Raw genomic sequence first — 18,895 nt, 5'->3', positions numbered from 1 at the left:
GGTCGGTTCGGCGACCCCTTCCAACTAATGCTCGTGCGCATCGTGATCCAAAGCATCTTCCTCCCAGACGGGCAGGAAAATGGAAAAGGTCGTGCCTTCGCCCACTTCGCTGGCGACGGTAATTCTGCCGCCCATTTTCTCGATGATCCCGTAACTGACGGAAAGGCCCAGGCCGGTGCCCCGGCCCACTTCCTTTGTGGTGAAGAAGGGATCGAAAATGCGTTCCAGGTTTTTTTTCTCGATGCCGCTGCCGGTATCGGCGATATCCATTTTCAGCCAATCGCCTTCCAGATGGGATTCCACATCGATCTTGCCGCCTTCGGGCATGGCGTGGATGGCGTTCAGGAACATATTCAACAGGACTTGCTGAAGGTTTCTAAAATTGGCGCGGGCTTTCGGCAGGCCGATGTCGATGAGGTTTTGCGTCTCCACCTCGTTCAGGGAGCATTCGTTTTCCACCAGTTGAAAGCTGGACTCCACAACCTCGCCCAGGTCCACGGGTTCGAATCTCGCCTGATCCTTGCGGGTGAAATCCAGGAGGTTTTTCACCGTGCCGCTGGCCCGCTCCACCTGGAGAAAGATATCCCTCAGCATTTCCAGGGCTTCTTCCCGGGTGTAATCCTCCATCCCTTCCAACAGGGTTTCCGTGGTCAGGCTTATGTTGTTCAGGGGATTGTTCAACTCATGGGCGATGCCCGAGGTCAGAGTGCCCACGGCGGCCATTTTGCGGGATTGCAGAAGCTCTTCGTGCTTCTCCAAAAGCTCCCGCACCATGCTGTTGATGGCGATGGCCAGGTTGGAAAATTCGTCCCGATACTTCCGCTGGGGCGTGACCGGACGAAAATCCCCGGCGCCGATTCTTTCCGCATATCCCACAAACCTTCCCAAAGGCTGCAGGATCTGGCGCGCCATTTCCGTGGCCACCCAAATCATCACGATGAGATTCAGGATGATGATGAAAATAGCGGCGACCATGAACATATGCGCCATGGCCCGGACTTTGAGGTGGGCCTGATTCATAAGGTCCGTGGCGTGGGTCATAACCTGATGCCCGGCCACGCGCACCCTGGCCTCCAATCCTTTGTCGCCGTCCTCCTGCGCCGTCGGCATTGCGGGCGCATGGCTTATTTCGGTCAGCAAAGCCGAGTATTCCTTCAGCTCCGCTTCCACCTGAGTGAAGATGTCCTCGCTCACCAGGGGCCTGATTCCCTGCGCCTTGCCGTGAAACGCTTCCGTCGCCAGTTGGATGCTGGCGAGAGCGTCAAAGATGTCCGTCTTGGCGCCGTATAGGAAAAAGTTTTTTTCGTGCCGGCGGGCTTGCTCTATGTTGAAAACCAGGGCGCCGACCCGGTCCAGGTGCTCCTGGTTGGCGTTCAGGCGTGATATGAACACAATGGAGGATATGGCGATTGCGAACGAGAACAGGAACGCAATGGTAAAAGCCATGGTGATGCGAATACGAATGCTCAATTTAGGCCTTTCCGAAAGAGCCTTTTCAATGGCCGTGATGGAATCGGCCACGGAACGGCTCGAAGGCGCAATCACCGGATCAAAGGATGCTTGTTCGTCCTTGTTCGACATAAGTACCCATGCGCTGTTTTAGGTTTGAAAGCCTGTTAGGGCGCTATTTTGATACATTACCTAAGGATCAACACCGAAGACTGAGCCGTTTCTATCAGCTTGCCAAGGCGCTGTCTAAAGAAGATTTTGTCCAGAAAAGACTGCTTGCCCATCCACAAGGCCACCAGGTCCTTTTGGGCGGCCTGGGCGATGTAAGACTCCAGGGAGGACGCCTCAACCAACTGGACCCAAGCCCGGATGTCGCTCCCGGCGTAATAATCTAACAACTGGCCCATCTTGCGGTCCACTTCTTCTTTCAGACCTTCCGCGCCGGTGACGCCCACCAGGCCCAACTCCGCGTGATAGATGGTAACAAGCTGGTTGACCAATTCCAAAGAGGCCTGGCTCACGTTATCGTTGTCCAGGCAGCAAACCACCATGCGAGGCTGCTTTTCCTCCTTGACGGCGAAGACCGAGCAGGACGCATTGTTTACGATAGTGCGGGGCACTTCCAGGGATCCGTCCCAGGTGCAGCCCACCCCTTTGCCGCATCCGATTACAATGATGTCGCTTTCCAGGGCCTGGGCGTGAGCCAGGATGATCTTGGCGGCGTTTCCGGCCCGCATGCGCAGGTTCAATTGCTTTTTCCCCGGAGCAGGTTGCTGGCAATCCAGGTCCCAGGCGCCCTTCTCCGCATCCTTCCATTTGTATTCGGTCAGGCTTTGAGGATAGGGGGATTCCGGGTCGTTCACCATTTCCAGGAAATCGTGCAGAAAGCCTTCCATAACCTGACGGAACCCCCTGGGAGGCTCTCCGCCATTATGGTTTGCAAGCGAGGAGTCCACGGGCGTTATTCCCAAAAGCGTGACGTCCGCCCAGGTGTTCCGGGCCAACTGGGCTGCTTCGCGAACCATGTGTATGCTGGATGGACTGCCGTTCAGGGCCACTAATATTCTCATGATAGCCTCCCGGATTTTTAAAATATTTAAGCGTTATTTGCAACCTATCCCCAGCAGAGCAGGACGGAGGACAGCACCCTGGCCAGAGTTTCCGCCATGGGATTCTTTTTGGTGGTCGAATGCTTTAAAGCCGACGCGGCCAGGCTGTATTCTCGCAGCGCTTCCGAAATTTCTTTCGGAGAACCGGTGATTTCACGGCATGCCTTGGGCTCCCAGCCGGCCTCTTTCAGTTTGTCCGCCGCCTTGGCGAACAACGGAGAGTCCGGCGCCTGGTTTACCACTTCCAAATCCGAACCTTTACCAAACCGGCAGTAATAGACGTCCAGTTCCATCACCGGTTTGTTAAACACGGAAAGAAAAGAGGAAACCAGGGGCGAATAATCAATGTCATCGGCCAGAAGCAAGGCCGCCTTCTGCGGAGAGACCAGGTTCTTAACGATCATGGCCGCAGAGCAGGGCATCTGCTTGTACAGGCGCGAATTGACCAAGGCGTTAAAGTCGGCCGGATTGAACGTGGGCAGGGCGCCTTCGATGAACAGGTCGTAGTCTCCCGCCTGAAGCTCGTGAAGCAGCTCCTCCTGCCGATCGCCTAATAAAATTTTCGGCTTAAAGAACCTGGGGCGAACCGCGTTTTCCAACTCAAGAAACCTCTCGATGTCCTCCCGGTCCGTGTTTTTCATGGCGGTTTCCCAGGTCTTGCGCACCCACCCCATGCCAGGCTCGGGCCCGCTTTTATCCGGGACCACCACGTGGACGCTCTGGACGGTCATGTCTATCAGGTCGGAAATGCTCTCCGCATATCGGATGGCGAGGCTCGATCCCAGGTCCAGGTCTATTGCTACCAGTGCATTAATCATAACGGTTCACCTCTCTTACCCTTCCTGCGAAGGCGATTCGGCCTGGCGCTGCCTGACTTTCGCCTCCGCTCTTTTGATCACTTCCAGCATCTCCCCGATTTTGAAAGGTTTGGAAAGAAAATCAAACCCTCCTTTGCGGAAAGACTCCTTGGCGGTTTCCATGGTGGCGAACCCGGTAATTACTATCACCTCGGTGTTGGGAGAGCTTTCCTTCACCTCTGTAAGAAACTGCAGGCCGTCCAGTTCCTTCATTTTCAAGTCCGTGACCACGATGTCGAATTGGGCCTTGCGAAAACGCTGCACAGCCTCCATGCTGGAAGTGAAAATCTCCACCTCGTAACCGTTTTTTTCCAAGGCGGGCTGCAAACGTTTGCACACGATGGGTTCGTCATCCAGTATCAGGATGCGTAAGGGTTTTTGTTCCATGGCGGGCGCTCCTTGTCCTATGCTGCGTTGGACTGCATCAAATTTCTAAACATATCAACGTACATGCTTACATGGCTGTCACTGGTCATCTGCACGTCCAGCTGCCTTGCGTATGCCACCAGGACTCCCAGAAAATACAATTTCCCCTGCATGACCGCGCTGGGCAGCTTTTTCAGACGCGCCACCACCAGATCCCCCCGGATTTCCACCCGAAAATCCCCAATGCTCAGCAGTTCCGCTAAAAAGCGGGCTCTTCGGGAGCGTCTGGTTGTGTCCGTAACCCCGCCCATAAACCGAAAGTAGGCGTAGTTGCTGTTTTGATTGTCGCCGATATAGGAGTCGATCATGTTGAAATGATAGCCGAGCCTCAGGCTGATATTCGCGTAGTTGTCCGATATGACGGCCAGGTTCTGGCCGACCATGTCCGGGCTGGAAAGGCCGGAAGCGAAGGTGCGGGTCAGGCTGGACATAAAACTGCTGAAATCCACGTTCGCAGGGGCCGTGCTCCATGCGCCGGGCTTGATCAGGCCGTCTAAAAAACTCTTCATGGGCAAGGACTGAATGTCGTCTATGGTGATAACCCGCTTGTTCTCTCGCTTTGCAAGCCCATGGCCGATGTCTATCAGTACAAGATCCAAAGGAACCGGGATTTTCAGCTTTCCCGAAACCGTGTCCGGATCGTGGCGGTGGACGTTTTGAAGGTTGATCAACTCCTCCACCGCCTTTTCGTGCACGAACCGGGTGATATCGTGGAAAGTCCGGGCGCCCTGGGGCGAAAAGCTCCTGGAATGCGGGTCTACCAGATTCAAAGGGGCGACCTTTTTCAATATGCGGCGAAGCAGCCTGTACTCATGGCTTTCTTCAATATGCTCCTCGCACAGGTTGTATGTCTCCAACTCCTTGACTATTCCGTCGTAGATGATGTTTCCTTCCGCATCCACTGTAATTTCCTGGCCGTGTTTGAGTAGGCTGGTGGCCACCTGGCTTCCCACAATGGCAGGGACTCGGAACTCTCGGGCGATGGTAGCCAGGTGGCCTGTAGGCGAACCTACATCAGTTAGGATGGCGCTCGCCTTGCGAATAATCTTGGCAAAACGAGGGGATGTGTGTCTTGCCACAAGGATTGCGCCGGAGGGAAAGTCGTCTAAATCTTCATCGCGTTGCGTCGCCAGGAACACCTTGCCTGCGCCCACTCCGCGCTGGGCCACGGTTCCCTGGTCCTTGAAGATGATTTTGTAATCGGATAAAAGGGCGGGCAAATCCCTTGCCAGCAAGATGCACTCCGTCTGCAGCCTTAACGGCCGCGCTTGCAGGATGTACATTTCGCCCTCTTTGTCAAAAGCGTATTCAATGTCCAGCGGTCTTTTAAAATGCCGCTCTATTTGAAGGGCGGCTTCCGCCAATGTCTGCAACTGCTCCCGGCTGAGGGCCTGTTTGCCTTGCAGGGCTTCCTCCACAGGGGTAAAGTCGACGCCGCCGTTCGGCTTTGGGGACAAAAGTTTCTTTTGGGTCTCCGTCTGCACCGTCTCAATGGTGAAAGGACCCGTGCGGGAGACCAGATGCCTGTCCCCCGAGACGTCGCCGGAGACAACCGATGCGCCCAGCCCCCTGGCGGAAGAGATCACCATCTTGCCGCTATCGGGGTTCATGGGGTCCATGGTATAGACCACGCCGCTCGCCTGGGCGTCCACCATGACCAGGCATCCCACGGCCATAACCGCTTCGCTTTCCAGAAAACCTTTGTCTTTGCGGTATTCCATGACCGCCCCGGAATACAGGCTGGCGATCACTCGCTTGTAAGCGTCCAGCAACTCTTCAGGAGGCGTGTTCAGCACGCTTAAGTGCAGGCCTGCAAAGCTGTGCTCCCCGTCTTCGCCTCCTGCGCTTGAGCGAACGGCGAAATAGAGGTTTTTAAAGCCTTGCTCCCGCTCCAGCTTGCCCACGGCCTGCTGGATTTCCTTCCGAACCTCTTTGGGAACCTCCGCGTCCAGGATCATGGACTGGATTTTTTCGGACGCCTCCTCCAGGGAAATCTCCCCGGCCTTCCAGGCCCCTGTCAGCGCCTCGGTTTTTTCCCAAAGATCGTTGTGATCCATGAACGCACCGAAAGCGCGGGTGGTAGCCACAAAGCCCGGAGGCGTTTTAAGCCCCAATGCATTGGCCACTTCAGCCAGATTGGCGTTTTTGGCTCCGACAACGTCCTGAAAATCCCGGCTTGCCGCGGAATAAGGCATGACATAATCGGATTTGGGGATCACCAACCTGCCCGAAAGCTCCTGCTCGATTTCATCATTGATCCGCTGGAACACTTCATACAAGCCCTGAAACTTGGGGGACAACGTGTTCAGGCTGGCTATGAGCTGATACACGGTTTCCGCCAGTTCACGGCTCTTCACTTCTATGAAGTGCTGGTCAAAGATGTAGTCCCCGCTCAGGACGTCTCCGAGCATGGCAATGGCCTCCAGGGCCTGATTGTTCAGATTGAGCGTTTTTTGAAAGATATCAAAGGTTTTTGAAAAAGGACGTTTGGCCGGATTCTGCCCGTCGCGAGCGGCGTTGGATCCGCTCCGTTTGAAAAACAGTCCTTTTTTAAAAAAACCTTCCATAATTCTTTTCCTTAGGGCGCCAATCCGCCTGCCCGGCTGTTCAACAAGCCTGGGCAGGCGGATCGACTTATGGATTAGTGGCTTCCGCCATCGCCGCCGAAAATCAGCCCCATGCCAAGCCCCGCCATAATGGCGATGACCGAGGCGATAATTCCATAAAGAGCGCCGTGCTCGTATGCGACTTTCGCCATAAACTCGGGAATCCCGACCCGCTTGATTTCAAGGGGCCTGTCATCCCTTTCAACCACTTTTCCGTCCTTAATAACCACCGCCGTAACCACGTAATCCCCCTGCTTCATACGCGGCGGCAGAAAAATATTGCAGGAGAACGAACGGACGCCTTTTTTCTCGCCCGTGTACTTCACCGCATTATTATTGAGGGCGTAGAGCCCTTCCTTCTTTTTTAGCTTCACAAATTCCTCGAACAGGGCTTTGTCGTTTGCGTCGCCGTCGGAAGACTCAATGGAAACCTCCCCGGCCAGCTTTTCAAAACCCACGCCCAGGCTGGTTAGTGCGTCATCGCCGCCGTCTTCCTCTGCGGAATAGGCCTCGGGCAGATTGAGCATGTACACTTTGGGGGCGTTTTCCAGGGAGACTTCGCCCGTGTTCATCCACAACAGGCCAAAGGCTTTGCCTTTTTTGGAAAGGACCACGTTGTTGCGCTCCCCCTTGACTTCCACAAGCACCTGGGCCGAGGCGGGAATCGTTCCTGTAATCGTGACTTGCGCGCCGTTGTACATGGCGCCGATGGATACCGTACCCGGCTCCAGATGGATGGATGATGAGGTCTGAGCTGCGCCGGACGCAGCGCAGACAAGAAGCATTACGAGGGCCAGGCCGATCGCCGGCAGGATTTTATTACGCATAATCAGTGCCCTCCCATATACGCTAACATGATTTCAGGCGGGAATAAAAGGTGAAACAACATTTTAAACATGACCAGCAGCACCAGGACGGCCAGCAGAATCTTCAACTGGTCGCCGCCCATTTTCCGGCTGATTTTGGCCCCGAATTGCGCTCCGATGGTGGAGCCCGCCAGCAGGATCACCGCCAGGACGAAATCCACGGTGTGGTTGGTGGAAGCCTGCATGATAGTGACGTTGATGCACGTGAACAAAATTTGAAATAGCGTGGTGCCAACCACCACGTGCATGGGCATCCGAAGCAGATAAACCATGACCGGCACCATGATGAAGCCTCCGCCCACGCCCATGATGGCGGCCAAAACCCCCACCATGGTTCCCAAAAACAAAGGCAGCATCAAAGAAACCCGGATTCCGGATTTTTCGAAATTGGTCTGCCAGGGGAGGCTTTCCATCATCCTGGCATAGGCGTTGTTTTTGGGCTCCGGCGGAGGAGCCGCCGCTTCCTTTTTTCTCAGCCCCTGAAGACTTTCGAAAAACATGTAGCCGCCCACAAAGCCCAGCATGACCACATAGGTAATGTTGATCAGAAAGTCGGCGTTGCCTGAAGCCCGCAGGATTTTGATCAACTGGACGCCCAGCGTCCCGCCTACCACGCCTCCCAACAAAAGGAGGATGCCCATTTTAAAATCCACGTTGCCCAATCTGTAATGGGCCAGGGTCCCGGACGTGGAGGCGCCTACGATCTGGTTGGAGTCGGAAGCCGCCGCCACTGTAGGCGGGATTCCGAGCATGATAAGCAGCGGGGTCATTAAAAATCCCCCGCCGACTCCAAAAATGCCTGAAAGAAGGCCTACTCCTCCCCCCACGGCGAAGATCACCAGCACATTGATGCTGTTCCCGGCAATTGGTAAGTACAAGTGTGGCATTATCCGTTCCTTATCTCTTCTTGGGCTGGGTTTCTGGGATGAACAACCTCAATCCGGCACGACGTCCGGAACTTGATCTCCTCCAATAGGCTGTCCATCTTTTCCAAATCGCCCCTGGTCCCGGCCGGAGGAGCCCCGAGCACCAACAGCGATATCTTCTGATCCTGAATCAAGCCCATCAGCTCTTCCTTGAAGGAGCCGTTGGCTATGTAATATTCGATGGAAATTCCCATGGAGCGCCCGTCGGAAATCAGGGTTTCCAGGCGTTTGCGGAAGGAAGAACCGCCTTTCGGGCCTTTTTCGCTTTCGGAGGAGGATTTTTGGGGACTCATGACAAGCAGCACATAGAGTTTCATCTGCACGCGCTTCGCCAGATTCACGGCGTAAATGAAGGGCCAAAAGTTCTCTGTCCTAGAATCCATTCCAACCAATACCTTTTTCATGGCTGACCATTTCTCCCGTTTTCCACCTGCTCCCCGCTAAATGGCAATTAGGGCGCCACCATGCTGTAAGTGAAGGAGGCCTGGGCGTTGCTTTTCGAAAAAGGACTCTATTTTTGAGAAAAAGATGAAGATGGATAAAGTTAATAATACCAGCAGGTTAAAAAGAGAACACCCCAGCGTTGAAGGCGGCGCCTCAAGCGCGGAAAAATATTTTGTTCGAGGCGCTTAAAAGATGGAAAATCCGGAAAAACGTCAGAATTGCGGGCTGAGGCGGCGGATTTTGGTTCCATTTTGAAACAAGAAAGGGAAGGTATTTTGTGATTTTTGGATATTTTATAAAATTCAAGATGTTATAAGGCTTAGGGCTTGTTCCACATTGAAAACTTGGTTAGCAGCGTTCATTCCTCCTTACTCAGATTGTACTTGCGCATCCGCCGCCATAAGGTGGTGCGGGGAAGCCCGAGGATGTTGCACGCCAGCCCGATGTTGGAGCCTGCCACGGACAAAACGCGGGCGATGTGCTGTTTTTCCATTTCAGCCAGGGTGAGCAGTCCCTCGCCCTTCATGCCCGAAAATTCCAGTTCCTGCAAGTCCGGCGGCAGATCCTGAATTTGGATGGAGTCCTTTTCCGCCAGAGCCACGGCCCTTTGTATGATATTTTCCAGCTCGCGCACGTTTCCGGGAAAGCTGTACCCCATGAGGATGGACAAGGCGGAAGGGGATATCTTTTTGATTTTTTTGCCAAAAGCCTGATTGAATTTTTCGATGAAATGAGAGACGAGAAGGGGGATGTCGTCCAGCCTCTCCTCCAGTTTGGGCAGGTTGATTTCCACAACATTGATCCTGTAAAAGAGATCCTCTCTGAATTCCCCTTTTTCCACGGCGCGCTTCAGGTCTTTGTTAGTGGCGGCGATGATGCGGACGTTCAGCTCAATGGGCCGGGCGCCGCCCACCCTCAGGATGCGTTTGTCCTGCAAAACGGTCAGCAGGCGCACTTGCATGGATAGGGGCATCTCGCCTATTTCATCCAGAAACACCGTGCCGCCGTCGGCGGATTCAAACAGACCGATTTTGGTTGCCGTTGCGCCGGTAAAAGCTCCTTTTTCGTGCCCGAAAAGTTCGGAGGAGATCAGCTCTTCGGTAAATCCTCCGCAGTTGAAGGATACAAAAGGAGCGTCTTTTCTCGGGCTCAGTTTGTGAATGGCCCGGGCGGCCATTTCCTTGCCGGTTCCGGTCTCCGCCTGCAGCAGCACGTTGCAGTCCACGGCCGCAACTTTCTTGATGGTGGCGAAAACCGTCTGCATCCTGGGGCTGGCGCCGATAAACCCGGAGATGAAATCCGAGCCGACCAAAGCGGCCCGCAGGCTTTTATTTTCCCGCCGAAGCTGGATTTTTTCGCTGGCCGCCTTGGCCAGGGATCGCACGTCATGCAGCCGGAACGGTTTGGATACGTAATGGAAGGCGCCGAGCTTCATGGCTTACACAGCGGACTCGATGGTTCCCTGCCCGGTGATGATGATGATTTCCACGTCCTCGCAGCCGGCCTTGAGTTGAGACAAAACCTGCATGCCGTTCATGTCCGGGAGGGACAGGTCGAGAAAAACCACGTCAAAGGCCCGCCTGCCCATGCGGTCCAGAAAGGGTTTGGCGGTCTGAAAGGCCTCAGTTTCAAAGCCTTCCACTTCCAGAACGCTCGTAAGACGCTTGCAAACCGTGGCTTCGTCATCAACTATGGCTATTCGCACGCCCATTTCCGCTTCCTTTTCACTTAAGCATCGGCTGCTTTATTATCCCTGAGAATTCGGCCTCAGCGCCAAGATGCACCATGTTATAAAGACATACAATATATTGTCTTCAATTGGAATACTTACCTTTGTCCTTTATTTTGAAGGGGCCTCTGTTTTTTCGCCATTTGAATTAAAAGAAGGGATGCCTTACAACCAAGCACAATAATTTTTGACCTAATTCAAATGTTTTGCAATACTACTAAAAAACAAATAACTTTCAGTGGTTTATATACAATGGCGATGACATCGAAACTTGTAAGCAGACTGTGTTTTTGGAGTGTTGCTGCAATGGTTTTCCTGGCTTGCACGGCATCTCCCGGAGCGTCCTTTGCGTTTACATGCGATTCCGGCGATTTGAACGGAACCTGCGTTATCTCTTCGACGCAACTCATGGCAAACGGCGAGGTCATTTCCGGAACCGGTGACTTGATTATAGCCGACAGGGGCAGCCTGACCACCAATGCCGGAGAGAGTTTTTTCATCCACATGGACGGGGATGTGACCATCGAGTCCGGCGGCTCCATTGAGGGGAACCTATCCAGCCTGACAGCCGCCAATCTCACCATTGAATCCGGCGGAAGCATTTCCGCCAACGGCAAAGGGTTCGCTTCCGGCCAGGGAGAGGGCGCGGGAAGCATGACGGATGGATGGCGATCCGGAGGAGGGGGGGCGGGCCACGGCGGAAACGGAGGCCAAGGACCTTCAGCCGCCGGCGGTAGTGTTTACGGTTCGCTTAAAACCCCTGAGACGCCTGGATCCGGCGGCGGTTTTCATACGGCGTCGGCCTCTGAAGGCGGTCCCGGGGGCGGCGTTATTAAATTAGCGGTCGGCGGAATATTGACCGTGGACGGCGTGATAACCTGCAACGGCGGCAATGGACTCAGCATGAGCTCCGGTTCCGGGGGCGGCGGGTCCGGAGGCAGCATCTGGATAGACGCCAATACCCTGGAAGGCGCGGGAAGCATAACGGCTAATGGGGGGGCTGGGTCTGACGTCTACTACGGCGCAGGCGGCGGGGCGGGAGGCAGGATAGCCGTCTATTATAATACGGACAATTCCACAACGGTCATGCAGGCCTTTGGCGGATGGAGCGAAGTCCAGTATGGCGGGGCGGGAACCGTGTTCACAAAAGCCGCATCGGCCTTGTATGGCGACCTGATCATTGACAACAACGGCGTCTCCGGGGCCGACACCAGTCAGGTGCCCACCTCCACGCTAACATTGGATAATCTCACTCTAAGAAATAATGGACATTTCGCGGCGCCGGCCGGCTGTGAACTGAACATACTGTCCGGTTTTATCAACTCTACAACCAATGCATCCATAACCAACCACGGAACCCTGTCATTGCCAGGGACCTCAACATTCACCAACATCACATTGTATAATAACGGATCCATAAATGATCTGGCGAATTTGACCCTGAGCTCATCCAATATTTATCAGAATGGAGCCATGGGGGATCTTACGGATTTGATCATAGGAGCAGACTCCACGTTTGAGTTTCAAAACCTCACACCCGGTAAATCCATCACCATGACCAATGTTACGATTCTGGATGCGGGCGTTTTGACTCATGAAGCTAATTCCGGGGCCTTGGACAATTCCCTGAATTTGCATGTGACCGGGAATCTTGATCTCCAGTCCGGCGGCGCCATTTCCGCCGACGCCAAGGGACTTGCGTCCGCACAGGGAGACGGCGCGGGAAGCATGACGGCGGATTTCAGGGCCGGAGGCGGCGGCGGGGGCCACGGAGGAACCGGAGGCAAAGGATCATCCAATGCCGCCGGCGGCTGTGAGTACGGTTCACTCATGGCTCCTGAGACTCCAGGATCCGGCGGCGGTTATAATACAAGTTACGCCTCCGCGGGCGGAACCGGGGGCGGTGTCATAAAGCTGGTGGTTGACGGGATATTTATCCTGGACGGCGCCATAACATGCAACGGTACGGTCGGGCTGAGCATGGGGTCCGGCGCGGGTGGCGGCGGTTCCGGAGGCAGCATATGGATAGACGCAAATACCCTGGATGGAGAGGGAAGCATCTCGGCCAATGGCGGGCCGGGCTCTGACGCATACTACGGCGGCGGCGGCGGTTCCGGAGGCCGGATCGCTGTTTATTATACCCATGACACGTCGTCTGTAAGCATGCAGGCCTACGGCGGGTGGAGCGAGGTCCAGTACGGCGGGGCGGGAACCGTGTTCACAAAAGCTGCATCGGCCTTGTACGGCGACCTGACCATTGACAACAACGGCGTCTCTGGGGCCGACACCAATCAGGTGCTCACCTCCACACTCACCCTGGATAATTTTACACTCCGGAATAATGGATATTACGTGGCGCCGGAGAGTACTGCTTTATGCATAGAAGGCGTTTTTATCAACTGCAACTCCAGCGGAGTTCTCACCAATAACGGCGCCGTGACCTTGACGACATCCACCGTGCTTACCAATGTTACGTTTATTAATAATGGAACTATTGCAAATCTGGCGAGTTTGGAGTTAGCGTCCTCCAGTTTTTATTCCAACGGAACCTTTGAGGACCTTACAGATTTGACCATTGGGGCGAACTCCACGTTTGAATTTCAAAATCTTACGCCGGATACACCCATCACCATGACCAACCTAACCATTTTGGATACAGGCCTTTTAACCCATAACGCCAACACCAATACTTTGGATCACTCCTTGAATTTGCACCTGACCGGGAATTTGGACATCCGGTCCGGCGGCGGTATTTCAGCCGACGCCAAAGGGCTTGAATCCGGCCAGGGGGGAGGAACTGGGAATACGACGGACGGCTTCAGAGTGGGAGGCGGCGGCGCAGGCCATGGAGGAACCGGAGGCGATGGCTCCGGAGCTGCAGGGGGCAGTATATACGGTTCACTGACAACTCCAGAGACGCCGGGGTCAGGCGGCGGCTACAATACCTTTTACTCCTCCGCCGGAGGCGTTGGGGGCGGCGTTATCAAGCTGACGGTTGAGGGGATATTGACCCTGGACGGCGCCATAACATGCAACGGTACGGTCGGGCTGAGCATGGGCTCCGGCGACGGAGGCGGCGGGTCCGGAGGCAGCATATGGATAGACGCCAATACCCTGGAGGGCGCGGGAAGCATCACTGCCAATGGCGGGCCTGGGTCCACCGCCTACAACGGCGGCGGGGGCGGAGCCGGCGGCAGAATCGCCATTGAAGCCGTAACCGATACTTCCGACCTGACCAAATTGGCTATCGGCGGAGCCGGTTATCAAAACGGGGAGATCGGAACCATTTATCCCATTCCTCCGAAATCGATCACGTCTTTCATTATCGAGTCTCTATCAGCTATAGGAGAAATTGACGAAGACGCCAAGTCTGTCACGCTTACGGCGCCTTATGGGACAAGCCTCATCGGACTTACACCCACCATCGCCGTAACGGGCGTCTCGGTCTCTCCGGCTTCGGGCGCAGCCCAGGATTTTACGGACGGGGTTCCTATCACCTACACCGTCACCGCGTACGATACCTCCACACAGGATTACGGTGTGACAATCAACCTGGATCCTCCCAGTTCCAATAATACCATAACCAGCGCCGTTTATACTGTCAGCGCCGGCGGAACGGCCATCGAGACCATTGTCAACGTTCCTTTCGGAATATCCCTGGCGGACTTCCTGGCGGCCCTCACGGCAGGGGATGAATACCAGTCCTGGGATTCGTCGGATTTGACCGATCCCGTCATCTCCCGCCAGGAGCTTATTGTGACCGCCCAGGATGGAACATCCGTGACTTACGTGGTGTACATAAATCTTACGCCCGGAGACGTGAATCACGACGGCCTGGTTGCCATGGAGGACCTGATCCTTGCTATCCAGGCGACCGCCGGGCTGGAAACCGCCGCGCCTGTCTATGGGAATGCGGATGTTAATGGGGACGGCGTGCTGGGGTTGACGGACAGCCTGTATATCATGCGTGAGGTGCTGAAGTAGAAACGGCCCGGGATTTTTGAAATGGGAAAGGCGCCCTGAGCAGGTCAGGGCGCCTTTGGCTTTTTAACAGGGAGTTTCTTGCATCTTTCCGGTTGACTTCAAACCAGAATTACAGCGGCTGTTCTGATCAGACGAAACTCTGGGGCTCTCTGCGCTCCTGGTAATGCTTGCACACCCATCCGAAAATTTTAGCAATGTCCGGATTGTTCACCTCCCGCGCGTTGACGGGGCATCCCTTGATGCAGGCGCAGCACAGGATGCAGGCCATGTTGTCGGTCTTGACCGCATCGTCTTCAATGGTGATGGCGCCCATGGGGCACATGTCCACGCAGTCTCCGCACAGGGTGCAGGTTTCTTCAATGGTGGAGGCGGCAATGTGCTCCCAGGCGCTTCTGTCGCGAAAGATATAGGGTTTATTGCCGGGAACTTCGACCAAGGCCGCGTCGTCAACCGCTTCCAGGCCGTCAATCTTTGCGCGGATCTGGGCGCCGAAGGCCTTGGCCTTTCCCAGGTCCTCTGCGTCCGGGCGTCCGTTGGCCAGGGGTTTGTCTTCGCTGGCGAAAGAATGCTCGCCGATAAAAGCGCCGCCGGCAATGGGCAAAAAGCCCCATTCCTTGCTCAGGTCGCTCAGTTCGATCAAAGCGTCTTCAAAATCCCGATTGCCGTACATGACGACGATCACAGCCGGGGTTTTGTCGCCTTTCAGACGCTCCAATCTGGGAATGGCGGCTCTGGCGACCCTGCCTTCATAAACAGGGACGCCCATAACAACCAATTCATCGGATTTTGCGGTAATGCTTCCGTCGTCAGATTGCGGCAGGGTCAGGTCGATGTGCTCGACATTTTCCGCGCCAATGCCTTCGGCGATGCTCTGGAGGACTTTTCTGGTGGTTCCCGTGGGGGAGAAATACGCTAATTTCAAGGCCTGAAAATTCATATGCGGACTCCTTTAACAGATTGGGTTAATTATAAAATACCAATATGAGATTAAGGCATAGTACAGCCAATGCCAAATTCCGTCCGACTATTTTTTGGGGGTTTATCCAAGCTCCTGCTGAGGCCTGATTTCCTTATGCTCCCTGGATCCCCGAAGCAGCCAGGCGCCCAGGATTATCAGAATCGCCAGCCCCACCAGGAAATACCCCACAAAGTAAATCATGGAATCAATGAACACGGCGTTTTTCAGGGCCAGTTCCTCCATGCCCGGCTGATCCGCCGAAAGTCCGGTGCGCAGCCGCGCCAGAAGCAGGGAATACAGAATGCCGATGGCGCCGTAGCCCAGGTTCAATGCAAGCCCCTTGAAGCTCAGCACCGTTGCCCGCCTGTCCGACCGGGTGGCCCGGTTAATGTAAAAGCTCAGGAAAAAATCCAGCACGTTCATGTTAGCAAACAAAAGCATGGCCGGAATCACGCCCCACCAGGGGATGAACATGGACATGCCCGAAACCCCGATAAGCACGACAACAACCATAAAGCCCAGGTTGAACAGCGGGGTTTTGTTTTCGGAAAGGTATCTGGCCAGACGGGGCACGAAAAAACCCATGACGGCAATGCCCGCCCAGATCAAGCCGAACAGGGCCTCCGGGACGTCGATCAAGCGGTAATACTGGCTGGCCATGGTGACGATCATGCGGGCCACGCTGTCAAACAGCAGGCCGGCGATAATAACCGTCAGCACAAAGGGCGTGCGCAAAATCCAGCGTCCCGCCCGAAAGGTAATGGCGAAGGCGTCCTTGATCGACGGAGCGGAGTCCTCTCCCTGGCCGCCATCGTCCACCCGTTCTTCCTTCATCATCAGGGTGACGGCCAGAGTCATCACGGCCAGGACCAAGGTCATGTAGATAGGAAGGCGCAAAGTGGTTTCCTGGGTGACGACCATATCCGAACCCAGCCACGAAACGACTTTCTGCACCACAGTGGGGTCGTAGACGATGCCGCCCAAAATCATGGCGAAGATAAAGCCCACGGACTTGAACCGGATGCGCCAGTCCATGATAACGCCCCAGTCGTTGGGATCTCCATATTTTTTTAGCGTGTCGTAGGCGATGGCCTCGTCCGCGCCGCTGGCCGAAGCCTCGGCCACGCCGCTGCACATGCGGTTGATTGCAAAAACCAGAAACAACAGGTTGGGGTTGCCCCGCGGGCAAAAGGCGATCAAAAGCATTTCCAGCACCATGAGCGCGCCGGCCAGCACCAGCAGGCGCTTTCTGCCGAATGCGTCGGCCAAGGCGCCGGAAGGCACCTCGCACATGACGATGGTCGCCGCCCAGATGGCGTTCAATATGGCGAACTGGCTTAATGTCAGGCCGAAATCCAAAAACAGGATGGAAAAAACCGGGTAATAAAACCGGGAATTGAAAAAGACTCCAAAGGCCACAAATAATTTGACGTTGCGTAAGGCAAACGGAGACGGCTTTTTTTCGCTTTGCATTGCTGACCCAAATCTTCTTTCTTATTTAATTTTGGACGTCAATGACCTTCGCCGGGCATAAAAACGAAATCCCCTGGCCGCCCTTAAGGCCCAGCATCAGGGCTTCAATAACAGGCTCATTAACCTGTCCCTTCGCCTGCCAGGTAATGATGAAATTGGCGCCCGGGCCTCCCTTTTCATCATATTCCTTAATGTAAATATGCGTGGATGCCAAGGGGGCGAGGTTTTTTCCTCCCGGGAAATAGCGTTCCACCAGCTTGCCTTCGTTGTCGTAATAGTCCGCACGAACGATTTTGATGGACTCCTTAGGATCGGTGTTGCGGATGCTCACCATGGCGGCGAGCTGAAACACATTAGCCCTTGGGCCGGAATAAACATTTGAATATACAGGCACATACACGGTTTGGCCCTTGGACAGCACAGGCTGGTCCATGGCCGGGGTCAAGCCGGGTAAAATAAAAACAAGCAAAAGACTGAAAAATACAAGACGTCTACGGGCGATTTTTTTTCCTCGGTGCATTAGGCTTCCTCCCTGGTTTGGTTTTGGGGCGCCCGGGGCCGGACCCTTTGGCGGCAGGCTTGCCGGAGCCCTTCTTCGGGCCGGGCCTTTCCGGTCCGTCTTTCTTGCCGGGTTTTTGAAATCCTCCTCCGCTGCGCCTTTTGTCCGGCTGCTCCCACTGGTCCGATCCTGAATGCCTGCTTTGCCTGCCCTGGCGGTAGGGCTTGCCCCTTCCTGAGTTTTCCGAAAAATCAGGCTGATCTTCGTCCTTATAAGAACCCTGCTGTCGGCCTCTTTTGAAGTCCGGCGACTTGCCGCGGCCGTCCACAAAATCCTTCTTTTGTTTTTTACCCTGCCAGGCTGGTTTGGCCCCGTCTCTTTTTTTCTCCCAGGCCGGTGTATCTCCGTCCTTTTTTTTCTCCCAAGCTGGTTTGGCCCCATCCCTTCTGGGCTTCCGGGATTCCACATGATCCTTGACTTCCTGCCTGGGCCTGCGTTCGGGCGCCCATTTCTTGGGCGCCGCTTTGCTTTTCAAGGGCTTGTGCATGATGAACAGATAGTTGAATCCGCGCAGGAAAAAATTCCCTTCCGCGGCCGCCGCGCGCCAGTTGTTTTTTTTCAGTTTGGCGTTATGCCGAACCACGCAGATGATGTCCACGGGATCGAAGTACTTTTGCATCCGCTTGAACAATTCAAATCCAATGGCGTTGAAAGCCTTGTCCTTTTCAAAGGAGTCGGAAACGTACAGCGCCATGTACCGGTCCGGCCGTAAAATCCGGTTGATCTCCTTGATCACTATTTCCATGGCTTTGTAGTAATCCGGCTCGTTAGCGGAAAGCTCGCCGATGCAATCGGGCAGGCCCGAGTATTTTACATGGGTGGAGTAGGGCGGGTCGATGAAGACAAAATCCGCCTTTTCATTCTCCAGGGGCAGCTTGCGGGCGTCGGACCTGAATATGTCCTTGCGGGTGGGCTGAAGGTCGTAGCCCAGCGCCCTGCGGGAGATGTCCCTGGCCACGTCCAGGGTGGTGCCGCTGCCGGCCATGGGGTCCACTACCAGATCCTTGGGATTGGTATAGCGCTGTAAAAGGTTCCAGATGATCCAGGACGGCGTGGCGCCGATGTAGTTTTTGTCGCCCTGATTTCCGTCTCCGTAATGCTGGGACGGGTATTCCCATAACGTGGTGGTTTGCAGTTCCAACGGCGGTTTTGGCATGGCTGATTCCAATAATGAGTATGAAGGCCTGCGAAACAGGCCAATATAAAGAATTACCACGGCCGGGCCTGGATATTCAATGGAAATCATATACGGAGGCTGTTTTGCCCGACTGACTATGGGGCGGCGTAATGTTATGGAAGCGTTTCAAATTTCCCGGGCGTTTGACTTACATCTTGACTACAGAGGAGGGGGCCGCTATTCTACGCGCCTGCTGTGGAGCAGCATTTTGTTGTAGGGCGCCTTGCGAAGTATTTGGTGCGGTGAAGACCGGAACCAGCTATTAAGTAAAGTCCCTCCCCAAAGCGCTCTTTAGGTCGGTGTAATAAAATTAAAAAATTGCAGGTAAATTC

Annotated in this window: 15 protein-coding genes; 1 reads left to right on the top strand and 14 read right to left on the bottom strand. The window is 54.8% G+C overall.

Translation table 11 applies throughout. From position 1 onward, the window contains the following. Positions 1-24: 24 nt before the first annotated feature. From G491_RS34190 to G491_RS36130, 10 genes are all read right to left on the bottom strand, one after another. A complete protein-coding gene (locus G491_RS34190) occupies positions 25-1,581 on the bottom strand; it encodes a sensor histidine kinase (RefSeq protein WP_051327371.1) in 1,557 nt (518 codons plus the stop codon). Between the two features lie 56 nt (positions 1,582-1,637). Next, positions 1,638-2,519, bottom strand: coding sequence for a universal stress protein (locus G491_RS0118610; protein ID WP_028315654.1), 882 nt, complete (start codon positions 2,517-2,519; stop codon positions 1,638-1,640). Positions 2,520-2,563: 44 nt separating this feature from the next. Then, the gene (locus tag G491_RS0118605; RefSeq protein ID WP_028315653.1) at positions 2,564-3,376 is read right to left on the bottom strand and encodes a hypothetical protein; all 813 of its coding nucleotides are present in this window, start codon (positions 3,374-3,376) and stop codon (positions 2,564-2,566) included. Positions 3,377-3,391: 15 nt separating this feature from the next. Further along, a complete protein-coding gene (locus G491_RS31465; RefSeq protein ID WP_035219446.1) occupies positions 3,392-3,802 on the bottom strand; it encodes a response regulator in 411 nt (136 codons plus the stop codon). 17 nt (positions 3,803-3,819) lie between these two features. Further along, positions 3,820-6,408 (bottom strand): PEP/pyruvate-binding domain-containing protein, encoded by a 2,589-nt coding sequence (locus G491_RS31460; RefSeq protein WP_084511586.1) that lies wholly within the window; start codon positions 6,406-6,408, stop codon positions 3,820-3,822. Positions 6,409-6,482: 74 nt separating this feature from the next. After that, positions 6,483-7,274, bottom strand: coding sequence for a TIGR02186 family protein (locus G491_RS0118590; RefSeq protein WP_028315652.1), 792 nt, complete (start codon positions 7,272-7,274; stop codon positions 6,483-6,485). 2 nt (positions 7,275-7,276) lie between these two features. Continuing rightward, entirely contained in the window at positions 7,277-8,200 is a 924-nt protein-coding gene (locus G491_RS0118585; protein ID WP_028315651.1) for a sulfite exporter TauE/SafE family protein, read from the bottom strand. Continuing rightward, complete coding sequence (locus G491_RS0118580; RefSeq protein WP_028315650.1) at positions 8,200-8,643, bottom strand: universal stress protein; 444 nt, start codon at positions 8,641-8,643, stop codon at positions 8,200-8,202. The genes G491_RS0118585 and G491_RS0118580 overlap by 1 nt, the downstream gene beginning before the upstream one ends. A 398-nt stretch (positions 8,644-9,041) precedes the next feature. Next, positions 9,042-10,118 carry a sigma-54 interaction domain-containing protein gene (locus G491_RS31455; RefSeq protein ID WP_211239162.1) on the bottom strand — a complete coding sequence of 359 codons (1,077 nt, stop codon included), beginning with the start codon at positions 10,116-10,118 and terminating at the stop codon, positions 9,042-9,044. A 3-nt stretch (positions 10,119-10,121) separates the two neighbouring features. Next, positions 10,122-10,394 carry a response regulator gene (locus G491_RS36130; protein WP_211239161.1) on the bottom strand — a complete coding sequence of 91 codons (273 nt, stop codon included), beginning with the start codon at positions 10,392-10,394 and terminating at the stop codon, positions 10,122-10,124. 324 nt (positions 10,395-10,718) lie between these two features. On the opposite strand from G491_RS36130, the gene G491_RS34185 reads away from it, so the two are divergent. Next, entirely contained in the window at positions 10,719-14,396 is a 3,678-nt protein-coding gene (locus G491_RS34185) for a beta strand repeat-containing protein (RefSeq protein WP_028315649.1), read from the top strand. Between the two features lie 127 nt (positions 14,397-14,523). Here G491_RS34185 and G491_RS0118560 read toward each other — a convergent pair whose 3' ends face one another. The 4 genes from G491_RS0118560 to G491_RS34995 form a co-directional block, all read right to left on the bottom strand. After that, entirely contained in the window at positions 14,524-15,333 is an 810-nt protein-coding gene (locus tag G491_RS0118560; RefSeq protein ID WP_028315648.1) for an EFR1 family ferrodoxin, read from the bottom strand. Between the two features lie 102 nt (positions 15,334-15,435). Continuing rightward, positions 15,436-16,827 (bottom strand): MFS transporter, encoded by a 1,392-nt coding sequence (locus G491_RS0118555; protein ID WP_028315647.1) that lies wholly within the window; start codon positions 16,825-16,827, stop codon positions 15,436-15,438. A 25-nt stretch (positions 16,828-16,852) separates the two neighbouring features. Further along, a complete protein-coding gene (locus tag G491_RS0118550; RefSeq protein ID WP_028315646.1) occupies positions 16,853-17,347 on the bottom strand; it encodes a DUF3124 domain-containing protein in 495 nt (164 codons plus the stop codon). Continuing rightward, positions 17,319-18,542, bottom strand: a complete 1,224-nt coding sequence (locus tag G491_RS34995; RefSeq protein ID WP_084511594.1) for a DNA methyltransferase — start codon at positions 18,540-18,542, stop codon at positions 17,319-17,321. Before G491_RS34995 ends, G491_RS0118550 begins: the two co-directional genes overlap by 29 nt. Positions 18,543-18,895 lie beyond the last annotated feature (353 nt).

This window comes from Desulfatibacillum aliphaticivorans DSM 15576, assembly GCF_000429905.1.
GTDB lineage: Bacteria > Desulfobacterota > Desulfobacteria > Desulfobacterales > Desulfatibacillaceae > Desulfatibacillum > Desulfatibacillum aliphaticivorans.
The sequence above is the reverse complement of the archived record's forward strand: the minus strand, read 5'-3'. Positions and strand labels throughout refer to the sequence as shown.

Coding starts and splice junctions, on each gene's coding strand:
- G491_RS0118585 (WP_028315651.1), bottom strand. CDS start 8,200: ATGCCACACTTGTACTTACCAATTGCCGGGAACAGCATCAATGTGCTG.
- G491_RS34190 (WP_051327371.1), bottom strand. CDS start 1,581: ATGTCGAACAAGGACGAACAAGCATCCTTTGATCCGGTGATTGCGCCT.
- G491_RS0118560 (WP_028315648.1), bottom strand. CDS start 15,333: ATGAATTTTCAGGCCTTGAAATTAGCGTATTTCTCCCCCACGGGAACC.
- G491_RS0118580 (WP_028315650.1), bottom strand. CDS start 8,643: ATGAAAAAGGTATTGGTTGGAATGGATTCTAGGACAGAGAACTTTTGG.
- G491_RS34185 (WP_028315649.1), top strand. CDS start 10,719: ATGGTTTTCCTGGCTTGCACGGCATCTCCCGGAGCGTCCTTTGCGTTT.
- G491_RS31465 (WP_035219446.1), bottom strand. CDS start 3,802: ATGGAACAAAAACCCTTACGCATCCTGATACTGGATGACGAACCCATC.
- G491_RS0118605 (WP_028315653.1), bottom strand. CDS start 3,376: ATGATTAATGCACTGGTAGCAATAGACCTGGACCTGGGATCGAGCCTC.
- G491_RS36130 (WP_211239161.1), bottom strand. CDS start 10,394: ATGGGCGTGCGAATAGCCATAGTTGATGACGAAGCCACGGTTTGCAAG.
- G491_RS31455 (WP_211239162.1), bottom strand. CDS start 10,118: ATGAAGCTCGGCGCCTTCCATTACGTATCCAAACCGTTCCGGCTGCAT.
- G491_RS0118550 (WP_028315646.1), bottom strand. CDS start 17,347: ATGCACCGAGGAAAAAAAATCGCCCGTAGACGTCTTGTATTTTTCAGT.
- G491_RS0118610 (WP_028315654.1), bottom strand. CDS start 2,519: ATGAGAATATTAGTGGCCCTGAACGGCAGTCCATCCAGCATACACATG.
- G491_RS34995 (WP_084511594.1), bottom strand. CDS start 18,542: ATGCCAAAACCGCCGTTGGAACTGCAAACCACCACGTTATGGGAATAC.
- G491_RS0118590 (WP_028315652.1), bottom strand. CDS start 7,274: ATGCGTAATAAAATCCTGCCGGCGATCGGCCTGGCCCTCGTAATGCTT.
- G491_RS0118555 (WP_028315647.1), bottom strand. CDS start 16,827: ATGCAAAGCGAAAAAAAGCCGTCTCCGTTTGCCTTACGCAACGTCAAA.
- G491_RS31460 (WP_084511586.1), bottom strand. CDS start 6,408: ATGGAAGGTTTTTTTAAAAAAGGACTGTTTTTCAAACGGAGCGGATCC.